The organism is Roseobacter sp. S87 (genome assembly GCF_055693285.1).
Window position 1 is genome coordinate 3,831,294 of the sequence record NZ_JBVFTR010000004.1, and the last position, 11,651, is coordinate 3,842,944.

Genomic DNA, 11,651 nt, shown 5'->3' on the forward strand with positions numbered 1-11,651 from the left:
CAATTTCAGAACCGGAGAATGAGTATGAGTGAACGGATTGCACTGATTGGTGCGGGGGCAATGGGCGGTGCGATCGGTACACGTCTGCTGGAAACGGGCAACCAGCTTGCTGTCTTTGATCTCGATGCTGAAAAAGTTTCGGCTTTGGTCGGAAAGGGCGGTGTTGCAGCACCCAGTGCTGCCGAAGCAGCCAAAAACGCGGATTTTGTGATTACCAGCCTGAATGCTGCCCATATTGTCGAAATCGCCGCTTTTGGGGCGGGTGGCATCGCAGAAGGCGCGCGTCCCGGTACGGTAATCATCGACATGTCGTCCATTGCGCCGGATGCGACGCGGGATCTCGCGGCCCGGGCGGCTGAGAAAGGTCTGATGTGGGTGGACAGTCCGCTTTCCGGAGGTGCGCCCAAAGCGCTGACCGGCGAGCTGACCCTGATGGCCGGCGGCGAGGCGGATGCCGTCGAAAAAGCGCATCGTGCACTGCGGCACGTCGCGGCCAATTACACGCATATGGGACCGTCCGGCGCCGGACAGACAACCAAACTGATCAATCAGGTGCTCTGCGGCCTCGGATTTCTGGCGGTCGCTGAGGCGACCCAGCTCGCGCAGGACGCGGGCGTGGATGCCGAAAAAATTCCTCTCGCGCTCAAGGGGGGCGTGCAGACAGCGCTTTGTTGCAGGAATATCTGCCACGGTTTGCGACGCGGGACTATCGCCGCACGGGCCGGATCGACAATATGGTCAAGGATCTGAACGCAGTGCAGGACCTTGCGAGATCCACGGGCACGTCGATGCCGATGACCGCGCTGTGTGCTGAGATCCACAGGATGTTGACCGCCGCGGGTCTCGGGGGCGAGGATCAGGCCGCTGTCATGGAGTTTTTCCGTGGTGCAGGAGAGGAGATCAGCGTTTGAGGTCAGACCAGCTTCTGTTCGGAGTGTGCAGATGACATCGCGTGTCACCATGCGCGACGTCGCGCGCGAAGTAGGTGTTTCGCCTATGACCGTGTCTCGCGCGCTGCGCGGTGACGGAACGGTCAGCCAGCGGACCCGCGACACTATCCGGGCCGCCGCCAGCCGGCTGGGGTATGTCTATGACACAACGGCTCAGGCCTTTCGCGCGCAAAAAAGTGGGTTTGTTGCCGTTACGCTGCCTTCCATCGACAATGCCAACTTCGCGGCAACGCACCGTGGACTGACCGAAACGCTGGCGCAGACGGGGCTGCAGGTGCTGTTGGGCAGCACCAATTATTCGGTCGAAGAAGAAGAACGCATTGTCCGTCAGCTGCTGGAACGCAAACCCGAAGCGCTCATTCTGACAGGCGGGAACCACTCGCAGGGTACCCGGGAACTGTTGAGTGCCCGTGACATTCCTGTAGTTGAGATGTGGGATCTGCCGGCGGATCCGATCGGGCATACGGTCGGATTTTCCAATGCGGATGTCATGGCGGGGGTTGTTGATCAGCTGGCTGCTTCCGGGCGCCGCCGGTTCGCGTTTCTCGGGGCCGAGGGTGACAGTGACCGTCGCGGGGCCGAGCGTTGCCGGGGCGTCAGCGCGGCTGCCGACAGGCACGGCCTTCGTCCGGTGGATGTGATCAGCATCGGCCCGGCGCCTGTTTCCATGACCGAAGGTGCGCGCGCCGTGGACGCTCTGGCCGCGCGCATTTCGGACTACGATGCGCTGATCTGTGTCTCGGATACCGTGGCATTCGGTGCATTATCGGCCTGCCAGCGCCGCGGTGTAGTGGTGCCTGATGACCTGGCGATTACCGGTTTTGGGGCGTTCGAGATTGCCGCCGTGGCTTATCCCGCGCTCACAACCGTTGATGTTTTTGCCTTTGATATTGGTGTGGCGGCAGGCAATACGATCAGTCGTGTTCTGGCAGGTGAAGCCGGCGACAGTCCTCTGAAAATCGAAACCGGTTATCAGCTCCGGCAGGGCGGCACTTCCTGAGTTCATCCATTGAATGAAAAAAGGCCCGGAGGAAACTCCGGGCCTTTTGTACTATTGTATTGGTCGTCAGCTTACTCAGCTGGCGAAGCAAGCTCTTCGTTGGTTGTCTGAACGCCGGCGGCCTCGCGGCGGCCATCGTTCCAGATCGCCTTGATCAGAGCGATACACATCAGCGCCATCACAATGGAGAACGGTAGAGCGCCGATAACCATCGCTGTCTGGATAGCACCGGTGCCACCGGAGATCAGCAGACCACCGACCACAAGAGCCAGCGCGCCACCCCAGAACAGGATGTGCGGACGTGCCTTCGGGCCTTCGTCGCCTGCAGCGTTGATGGTGTTCACGATCAGCACCGCGGAGTCAGCGGAAGTGACGAGGAACGTCATCAGCAGGACCACGATGATTACCGCCATGCCCCATGCCAGGAATTCGGCAATCGGTGCCAGCATGAATTCGGTCATCGCAAAGATCTTGTCACCGTTGGCGGCGTCAAGGATCAGTCCGTTGGCTTCGCCGTTCAGCTCCAGATCGATCGCTGTGCCACCGGCCCACGCAAACCAGACAAAGCACATCAGCGATGGAACGATCATTGCACCCAGTACGAATTCACGGATGCTGCGGCCCCGCGAAATACGCGCAAGGAACAGTCCTACGAAAGGAGCAAATGCGATCCACCAGGCCCAGTAAAAGACCGGCCACCAGCCCTGCCACTGTGTGAGCAGGAAGGCTTCGGATCCTTCGACACCGTCAGAGGCATACACGTTGAAGCTCAGCCACGGCAGAGCGACCAGATAGTCCCAGATGCCGATAAAGAACGCAGACGCTCCGAACCAGGTTGCCCCAAAGATGATGAAGAATCCCAGCAGGAAGATCGACAGAACCATGTTGATGTTAGACAGCCATTTGATGCCCTTGCCGACACCAGACAGCGCCGACAGTGTGGACGCCCCCATGATGACCGCCAGCGCCACAACAATACCAAGTGTCGTTGCAGAACCGTCTTCGAGCGCCAGACCGCTGAAACCAATCCGTGTCAGACCCGCAACAAACTGCTCAACGCCGAACCCAAGGGTTTGCGCCACACCAAGAATGGTCGCAACAACGGCCACAATATCAATGATGTGTCCGACTGTACCCGAAAGGGATTTGCCAAAGAGTGGTGTCAGCGATGACCGGATCGTCAGAGGCAGACCGCGTCTGTAACTGAAGAACGCGAGCGCGAGCCCCGCGACGGCATAGCAGGCCCACGCCCCAAGCCCCCAGTGCAGGTATGACCAGACATAGGCCGTCCGCACATTGTCGGCGTCAAGCGCTGTGGTCAGTCCCTGAATAACCGATGGGTTGTTTTTGAAGTGGGCGACAGGTTCTGCCACGGCCCAGGTCAGCATGCCAACGCCGATACCGGCGCCGAACATCATGGAAAACCATGAAAAATTCGAGAACTCGGGCTTCTCGCCTTCAACTCCAAGATTGAGTCTGCCTGCCGTCGGCCAGAGCGCCAGCCCGATGCAGACAATCACAAAGGCTGTCACAACCCAGATGTACCAGGCAGCGAACTGGGCGAGGATCGCCGTGTTCCAGTCGCCAAGGACCCTGCCGGCCTGTGTGGGCCAGACAATGCACCAGACCACCAGAACACTGATGATGATTTTACTTACGACGGTTACGTTTACGCTGAACCCCCGATAAAACCCCTGATCGGCGGTTTTGATCGGCAGATCCATAAGTGGCGGTTCAATTGCCATTACAGTCTCCTTGTTGGCTTCTCTGCTGATTTTGCGGCTGTTCTGCCCGCACAGAGCTTGTTTTTTGAGCATGTCCGGGAGCGTAGGTCCCTGGAACTCCTCACAGGCAGCCTATACCTTTATTCTCGTTTGATAAGGGGAAACTTTAGCCGGTATAGTTGCAGAAAACGGAAACCTTGGTTTGGCAAAACGTGCACTGCTGAAACGGCTGAGTGATGTCGACATCCGGTTGATACGCATTTTTGTGGCGGTCACCGAATGTGGCGGCTTTGCTGCGTCTGAACTGGAGCTGAATATCGGCCGCTCAACGATCTCGCGTCACATCGCTGATCTGGAGCAGCGGCTGGGATTGCGTCTGTGCAATCGTGGCCCATCCGGGTTCTCGCTGACGGTCGAGGGAGAGAAGGTTCTGGCATCTGCGCGCCGGTTGCTGGGTTCTTTGGATGGGTTTCAGGCCGAAGTGGACGAGATACACCAGACCCTGACCGGGACGCTGCGTCTGGGCATTTTCGATCAGTCCACAACCAATCCCGAGGCGCATCTGGACGATGCCATTCGCCGGTTTGACCAGTCCGCACCGGGGGTCACGCTGGAAATTGCGCTGCATGCACCGAATGTGCTGGAGGCTCAGGTTGTCGACGGATCACTGGATGTGGCGGTTGTTCCGATCCACCGCCAGTCCGGGTCGCTGAGCTATGAGCCGCTCTATGACGAACATATGACGCTTTATTGTGGCCGGGGGCATCCCTTGTTTGACGCGCCATCCGATCCGGATGCCCTTCCGGATCTGAGCAGCTGGAAGTACGCGGGGTTCGGATTCAATTCACCAAACATGATTGCAGGTCAGAAACTGGGCCTGCGCCGTGCGGCACGGGTTCAGGAAGAAGAGGCACTCGCTCTGTTGATTCAGTCGGGGTGTTATCTTGGGTATCTTGCCGATCATGTTGCGGCGACATTCATGGCCAGTAACAGTGTGCGGCCGATCGCGGCGCGGCACTCGGCCTATGTCAGCCGGTTCGCAGCGATCACACGGCGCCAACCGGAACCGGACCGGAAAACCAAAGAGTTCCTGCGGTGCCTCAGACGAGCGCATGCGGAAAACCGGCAATAGTGTTTGAACTTGGCCCTTGGCATGCTGACGCGACCTGGCATAATGCCGGGACTGCTGGCCCGGGGGTGGCGGTGACTGTGGGGACTTGTGAGCGATACATTTGAATTTATTGATCTCTTCGCGGGTATCGGTGGGCTGCGTCGCGCCATGGAATGTGTTGGCGGGCGGTGCGTCTTCACATCCGAATGGGACCGGTTTGCGCAAAAGACCTACAGTGCAAATTACCGCGACAACCGACCACTGGCAGGCGATATTACAGCGGTAGATGCTGCTGATATTCCGGCGCACGATGTTCTGGTGGCCGGTTTTCCGTGCCAGCCCTTTTCCATTGCGGGAGTGTCTAAAAAGAATGCTCTGGGCCGGGCTCACGGTTTTGATGATGAGACGCAGGGCACGCTTTTCTTCGATGTCCTGCGTATCCTGAAATATCATCGGCCAGCGGGTTTCCTGCTTGAGAACGTCAAGAACCTTACCAGTCATGATGGCGGGCGGACATTCGGTGTCATCCGCCGGAAGCTCAGCGAAGAGCTTGGATATTCTCTGCACACGCGGGTTATTGATGCGGCGCACTACCTGCCGCAGCACCGGGAGCGCATTGTAATCGTTGGATTTCGTCATGCCACCGGGTTTGATTTCGCAGACATGCACCTGCCGGCAAAGGGGATTGCGAAAATGCGCTCGGTGCTGCATGTCGGTGACGGGACAGAAGCTGCCGAGCCGCCATTCACCGAGGGAGCTGCCGCAACCGTTGCTGCTAAATACACCTTGTCGGACAAACTCTGGTCTTACCTGCAGGCCTATGCAGCCCGGCACCGTGCCGCCGGAAACGGATTTGGTTTTGGCCTGGTGGGGCCGGACGACATAGCGCGTACCCTGTCCGCGCGGTACTACAAAGACGGCTCGGAAATCCTAGTGCAGCAGGGTGGCGGGCAAAACCCCCGGCGGCTGACGCCGCGGGAGTGCGCGCGGCTCATGGGGTATCCGGATGATTTCCGCATTCCCGTTTCTGACACGCAGGCTTACCGCCAGTTCGGAAACTCGGTTGCCGTTCCGGTGTTTGCCGACGTTGCCCGCCTGATGCATCCGCATATCATGCGGTGTATGGCCGGGGCGATGGCCGAAAGCTGAGGCATATGGCAGACGTGCATTCCCCTGCTGTGCGCAGCCGGAACATGTCGCGTATCGGCGCTGAAAACACGAAACCCGAGATGGCCGTCCGACGGGGCCTGCATGCTGCGGGTTTCCGGTACCGGCTGCACGTCAGGTCATTGCCGGGACGTCCTGACATTGTTCTGCGACGCTATGGTGCTGTAGTTTTTGTGCATGGTTGTTTCTGGCACGGGCATGACTGTGCATTGTTCAGTTGGCCGGCCACGCGCCCGGAATTCTGGCGGGAGAAAATTGGTCGGAACCGGGATCGCGACGCGCAACAGACCGCAGCGCTTCTGGACGCAGGCTGGCGCGTGGCTACGGTCTGGGAATGCGCGCTCAAAGGGCGTCTGCGTCTGCCGGAGGGTGTTGTGCCGGAACGCCTGGAACAGTGGCTGCGCTCTGACGCCAGAATACTGGAAATACGTGGCAGCAGCTGAACCGCCCGCGATGCTTTCACGGTGTTTTGCGTTCACATGTCGTTACGGCAGTTGACATAAGAATCCACTTGCAGGAACGATGAGGACGGCCGCTTCGGACGGTCCATGGAGAGAGTGATCGTGAGCGGTCAGAATACTATTCATGCGTTCTCGAACATCGGCCAGCACTCTGGTGCCCGCCGGTTCCCCGGATTTAACGCACCGGAAAACCTCCACACCATACTGATCGGCCCGCGGGACCTGCACAGATTTGATGTCGGGCCCGGTGACCTGCTGAGCATCAGCCTTGCGCCCGGTGACCGGCTTTCAGTGGCCGTGTTCGACCAGAAGGGCGGCGACGCGGGGGGCTTCTCGGCCTGTCAGGCAATGACAGCATTGGCCTGAGCGACTTTGCATCTGCGCCACTGGTAGGATGGACGGAGCGCATGGGTGGTGCGGTGAGCGGCAGCATCAACTGCACCGACATTGCCTGGTCCGGGGAGCCGGTTGTTCTGAAAGCCCGCGCGACGTGTACCGTCTGGGCGATCCGTGGCGCGCCTGCACGCCAGCTCATTGAGCAGGGGAGCGGTGGCACCGTTACCGTGTCTCATCAGCGTGCCGGCAACACCGGGCCGCTGCTGCCTGAACCGCTCGGAGACATCCGGGAAGAATTCACTGTGCCGCGGGCCAGCGCCATGAGCTATGAGCTTCGCCGCGGGGAGGTGCTCCAGATCATCGACGTCGAAGGCCAGCAGTGTTCAGACTTTCAGGCCTTCCGCAAATCCGGGCTGGATCGCCAGACCGAACTGATGATCGATGCGACCGCCACACGCAGTATGGTGCGCCGTGCTTTTCCGGGGCCAGGTCTGTCTGACAAGTTCTTTGACCAGGACATGGTGCCCATGCTTCAGGTGATCCAGGACACCTGCGGCCGGCATGATACATTCGGGCTGGCGTGCACCGCACGTGGCTACGAGGAACGCGGCTTCCCGGGTCATGTGAACTGTTCGGACAATATCTCTGATGCGCTCGCCGGCTTTGGTGTCGGCCGCCGACCGGCCTGGCCCGCCATCAACTTTTTCTGGAACACCTGGGTGGATCCGCACCACCATCTGATGACCGCCGAAAGCTACTCGCGGCCCGGCGATTATGTGGCCATGGCCGCGCTGGATGATCTTATCTGCGTATCCACAGCCTGCCCGGATGACATTGATCCGATCAACGGCTGGAACCCCACAGATGTGCATGTGCGCATCTACCGGCCGCAGACAAGGATTCAGCGCGCCGTTGCCTATCGGCCAAAAGAGGACGCCCCGATGCTGATCAGTCACGAATCCGCATTTCACCCCAGACTGGCACCGCAGACGGATCACTTCGCACCTGCCCGCGATCTCTGGACGCCTGTCAGTTTCCCGGCACATGGGACAACCGGTGAATACTGGGCGTGCCGCGAGGCTGTAACGCTCCAGGATATGAGCGGGTTGCGGAAGTTTGATATCATTGGGCCGGATGCGGAACGTCTGTTGCAGCAGGCGATGACGCGAGATGTGAACCGGCTGGCTGTCTGGCGCGGGACTTACAGCCTGTTGTGCGACGAAAGCGGTGAAGTAATTGATGACGGCACGCTTTTCCGGATGGCCCCGCAACTCTTTCGCTGGTGCTGTGGATCTGAGGAAAGTGGCCGGTGGCTCAGCCGGATGGCCAAGGAAGCAGGGCTGCAGGTCCGGGTGCATGATCTTAGAAATTCCCTGCCCAATCTCGCGCTTCAGGGGCCGAGGTCACGCGATCTGCTCAGCAAACTTGTCTTTACACAGCCGCATGTGCCGGCCCTTGAGCATATAAAATGGTTTGGGGCGACGGTAGCGCGCCTGAAGGACCGGGAAGGTGCTCCCTTTATGCTGACGCGGTCGGGGTATACCGGCGAGCTGGGGTATGAGATTTTCTGTGCGGAAGCGGATGCCCTGACGATCTGGGACGCGCTGACAGAAGCGGGCGAAGAATTCGGTCTCAGACCAATGGGGTCGGCGGCACTGGAGATTATCCGAATAGAAGCCGGTCTTGCAGCGGCAGGCGCTGAGTTTGCGCCGGGCATTGATGCTTTCGAGGCGGGCCTCGGGTTTGCGGTGGATCTGCGTAAATCTGATTTTTCGGGGCGGGCGGCTCTTGAGCGCAACAGCCAAGACCCGCGCCGGGTCCTGCGCGGACTGATCTTTGATTGCGATGATGTTCCCGCACACGGGTGCCCCGTTCTCAGGGGCGAACGGCAGGTCGGTGTGGTGACATCTGCAACCAGATCACCCGCACTTCAGTCCGCCGTGGCGATGGCGCGTCTTTCCGTTGAGCACGCGGCAACCGGCACGAAACTGCACGTCGGCATGATGGACGGACATATGAAACGTCTTGAGGTTACGGTGTCAGACATTCCATTCGTCGATCCGACACGAAAACGGGCCCGCGCCTGACGGCCGGACCCGGTGACAAATGGAACAGGCCACCGGGAGGCGGCCCGTCTTCAGTCAATCTCTGTCGGTGTTACCACCGTCGGGGTAACGATTGCGCAGGTCGTAGCATAGCAAAGCTGCTTTGCGTATCTGGGCCGTGTGAAGACAAAGTTGTCGATGTTCCGGGTTGAAAGGCCCAGATCAAACACGGGGTCGTGTCGTGTACGTGTTTCGACGACAATGATCTGGTCGTCGTCCGGCATCACGGGCAGTCTGTCGTGCCAACCCGAGATATCGGCGTTGGTGAGGCTGTTGAAAGCGCTCCCGCGCACCCGTGACCAAACCACCTGGTAGCTACCGGATGCCGTATCATACTGGACAACGGAAATCCGCAGAAACGACTCAGTGATGGTTCTCGTCAGCTCGTCGAACAGGCTGCGCGCGCCATCGATGAAAGTGTCATCCAGCGGCGAAACCTGACGCGAAATCATATCTGAAATCGTATAGGTTGCTTTTTGGTTGTTCGTGTATTGCCGGTATGTATCGAATATCGAGAACATTCCGAGATACGCCCAGAAAACGAGCGGAAGGATGATCATCGCTTCGATGGCGACGTTACCGTCTTCGGACCGGCGGAAGCGGTTCAGCATCAGACGGATTGAGTTTAAACGGGTCATCATGTGCCTGGCTCCTGTACGAAGGCCGAGGTTGCCGTCATGGATGCCTGTCCGGCGCCGTCTTTGCCAAAGTGGAACCCAAGACCTGTGGTCGGGAAGATCGGATTGAACTTGACGCAGGCACGCAGCAGCATGAGGTCGTGTTCTTCACCCGTCTGGTAATTTGGCGGATCCTGACTGGTGATCGGCAGCGACCGGTCTACGCAGTCAACGGTATTGTCGAGGCCGACATAAGCGCGCGGGTCGACAACGATCATTTCCAGTTTCAGGCTGTCCGTGCAGTCAGGAATAAATCCGGCGTTCTCACAGATAACGATTTTGAGCGCGTCATGTGACGGGATAGCCTGAGTATTCACGCGAACCTGGCGCACCGCGATGTCCAGCCCCCGGTCAAGCCACATCTGCCGCATGGAATAGATGCCGAGCTCAACGGAAGACATGAACGCGGTGAACAGGATAGGTACCAGAAGCACGAATTCGATCGCGATCTGTCCGTCTTCGTTCTTGCGGAAGAACCGCAGAAAATTCAGAGTTCTCGAAATCATTGTGTCAGCCTCAGTTCGTTGATCTGCCGCGCGATCGCCTTGAAGACCGTTCTGATCTCAACGCCCTGTGCGGTATAGGCATAGGATGCCTCAGTAGCACAGTTGCGCATCTGAGTTACACCTGCGCTGGGGGCTTCAAACGCGATCGTATAAATAACGATGCCCTCCGCTTTTGCTTTGTCACACATTGAGTAAAAGCTGGTGACGTTGTTGCTGGTTGACGAGATTTTTTCGCGATCCGATTTCCGGGCATTCAGTTCTTTGGTCGGGTTCAGCGGATGGTTGTCGTCTTTCGGACGCAGCTGATCCGTGATTTTGCCGTCAGTCATCAGAACGACGAACTTGCGCGTATCCGTATCGGTGAACGGTGCCGGGCGGTCAGCAAACTGCGGCGGCACATGACCAGCTGTTTCCAGTGCGCGGATCGTGGAATTCGACGTCGGGTTCAGCAGCGCCACGCCATACTTCATACCGTAGTGCGTGCCCGTACCGTCATGCAGGCGCATCTCATTGATGAACTTTTTCAGTTCGCCCAGATTGTTCTGCGCATATTGGATGGACGTGTTATTCAGCGGGCACCAGCCCCAGTCCATCGTCGGGTTATCAATTGCCCAGTTCATGAAGTGCGGGGTCTGATCATACCCGCCTGACGGCAGATTGATGTTGTTGAAATCGCTGGAACCCAACTCAAGGCAGGACGACCTGTCGCGGTATGGCACGTACGTCGTCTCAGTCTGAGTGTCACCATCTTCATCCACATACTCGTTGGTCACGTCGCCGCCATAGGGCTGTTCTTCGCCGTCTACTGTGATGGTTTCAGCAAACTTTCTGCCGCCGGCGCGGTTAAAGACAATGGGTCCCGGGTTGGTTTGCCCGGCGTAGGGCACGATATTGATAGAGGTGGTTGTACCAGCCTGTCCGTCGAGAACCGATTCCAGGAATTCATTCGCGGCAACGCGCAGACGGCTGATACGGTCGTCAAACCGCATAGAGCCCGAAATGTCGAGAACCAGGGAAATCTCTGTTTTCTCAATGATTTCTTCAGCCATACCGGACGTGTATACCGGCAGCGAATTGACGCCGGTAATCGCCATGTATGTAGAAGGCGTGCGCGTTCGCGCTGTCGCGGCGACGATCCGGTAGTTGGTTACAGGCAGATGCGCACCGGGTGTGATCTGCACGTCATCGAGGAATTCGGTCATGCCCGCTTTGGCAAAATAGTCGTCCACAACCTGATCTGCCGGAAGTGGCTGATCGAGGTCAGATGCCGCGAGGATCGCACGGTCCAGCGTGTTCTGCACACGTGTACGCTCCATCTCGTTCTGCATCAGGTCAACGGCGATACCGCAGACCATGAGCATCATGATGATCATGAAGGCGGCGAAAATTGTCACCGTACCTTCTTCTTCCTTGCGGAAGTCAGAGACCCTGGCAACAGCTTTCCGCCGGTTCATTCTAGTACTATTCAGGCACGCACGCAGCATTACTCTAACTCACTTTCACTATCGCCCCCGCGATGGTCAGTTGTTGGAACGGTAAGCGGGAAAGTTGTTGAAAGTGAGGCCATCGCGGATTGCTACCTCAGCCTGATGGTTATGATTTTATACACTTTTA

10 protein-coding genes and 1 pseudogene are annotated in these 11,651 nt (G+C 58.4%); 7 read left to right on the forward strand and 4 right to left on the reverse strand.

Annotated features, from left to right (window positions below; genetic code table 11):
• Positions 1-24: 24 nt before the first annotated feature.
• Both ACZ1HA_RS19915 and ACZ1HA_RS19920 read left to right on the forward strand, forming a co-directional pair.
• Positions 25-911, forward strand: a pseudogene (locus tag ACZ1HA_RS19915) (NAD(P)-dependent oxidoreductase).
• 31 nt (positions 912-942) lie between these two features.
• Positions 943-1,950 carry a LacI family DNA-binding transcriptional regulator gene (locus ACZ1HA_RS19920; RefSeq protein ID WP_472715138.1) on the forward strand — a complete coding sequence of 336 codons (1,008 nt, stop codon included), beginning with the start codon at positions 943-945 and terminating at the stop codon, positions 1,948-1,950.
• A 71-nt stretch (positions 1,951-2,021) separates the two neighbouring features.
• Here ACZ1HA_RS19920 and ACZ1HA_RS19925 read toward each other — a convergent pair whose 3' ends face one another.
• Positions 2,022-3,695 carry a BCCT family transporter gene (locus tag ACZ1HA_RS19925; protein ID WP_472715139.1) on the reverse strand — a complete coding sequence of 558 codons (1,674 nt, stop codon included), beginning with the start codon at positions 3,693-3,695 and terminating at the stop codon, positions 2,022-2,024.
• A gap of 181 nt (positions 3,696-3,876) precedes the next feature.
• Between ACZ1HA_RS19925 and ACZ1HA_RS19930 the strand changes: the two genes are divergently transcribed.
• From ACZ1HA_RS19930 to ACZ1HA_RS19950, 5 genes are all read left to right on the forward strand, one after another.
• A complete protein-coding gene (locus tag ACZ1HA_RS19930) occupies positions 3,877-4,806 on the forward strand; it encodes a LysR family transcriptional regulator (protein ID WP_472715140.1) in 930 nt (309 codons plus the stop codon).
• 87 nt (positions 4,807-4,893) lie between these two features.
• Positions 4,894-5,934: a DNA (cytosine-5-)-methyltransferase gene (gene dcm, locus ACZ1HA_RS19935; RefSeq protein WP_472715141.1), complete on the forward strand. Its 1,041-nt coding sequence runs from the start codon at positions 4,894-4,896 to the stop codon at positions 5,932-5,934.
• A gap of 5 nt (positions 5,935-5,939) precedes the next feature.
• Positions 5,940-6,395, forward strand: coding sequence for a very short patch repair endonuclease (locus ACZ1HA_RS19940; protein WP_472715142.1), 456 nt, complete (start codon positions 5,940-5,942; stop codon positions 6,393-6,395).
• Between the two features lie 120 nt (positions 6,396-6,515).
• Entirely contained in the window at positions 6,516-6,779 is a 264-nt protein-coding gene (locus ACZ1HA_RS19945; protein WP_375228969.1) for a hypothetical protein, read from the forward strand.
• A 41-nt stretch (positions 6,780-6,820) separates the two neighbouring features.
• Positions 6,821-8,836, forward strand: a complete 2,016-nt coding sequence (locus tag ACZ1HA_RS19950; protein ID WP_472715143.1) for a DUF1989 domain-containing protein — start codon at positions 6,821-6,823, stop codon at positions 8,834-8,836.
• 50 nt (positions 8,837-8,886) lie between these two features.
• Here the strand turns inward: ACZ1HA_RS19950 and ACZ1HA_RS19955 are convergent, their stop codons facing one another.
• From ACZ1HA_RS19955 to ACZ1HA_RS19965, 3 genes are read right to left on the reverse strand one after another with little or no spacing between them, the layout of a single operon-like run.
• Positions 8,887-9,495 carry a TadE/TadG family type IV pilus assembly protein gene (locus tag ACZ1HA_RS19955; protein WP_375228967.1) on the reverse strand — a complete coding sequence of 203 codons (609 nt, stop codon included), beginning with the start codon at positions 9,493-9,495 and terminating at the stop codon, positions 8,887-8,889.
• The gene (locus tag ACZ1HA_RS19960; RefSeq protein ID WP_375228966.1) at positions 9,492-10,037 is read right to left on the reverse strand and encodes a TadE/TadG family type IV pilus assembly protein; all 546 of its coding nucleotides are present in this window, start codon (positions 10,035-10,037) and stop codon (positions 9,492-9,494) included. The genes ACZ1HA_RS19955 and ACZ1HA_RS19960 overlap by 4 nt, the downstream gene beginning before the upstream one ends.
• Positions 10,034-11,491: a TadE/TadG family type IV pilus assembly protein gene (locus ACZ1HA_RS19965; protein ID WP_472715144.1), complete on the reverse strand. Its 1,458-nt coding sequence runs from the start codon at positions 11,489-11,491 to the stop codon at positions 10,034-10,036. The genes ACZ1HA_RS19960 and ACZ1HA_RS19965 overlap by 4 nt, the downstream gene beginning before the upstream one ends.
• Between the last annotated feature and the right edge of the window lie 160 nt (positions 11,492-11,651).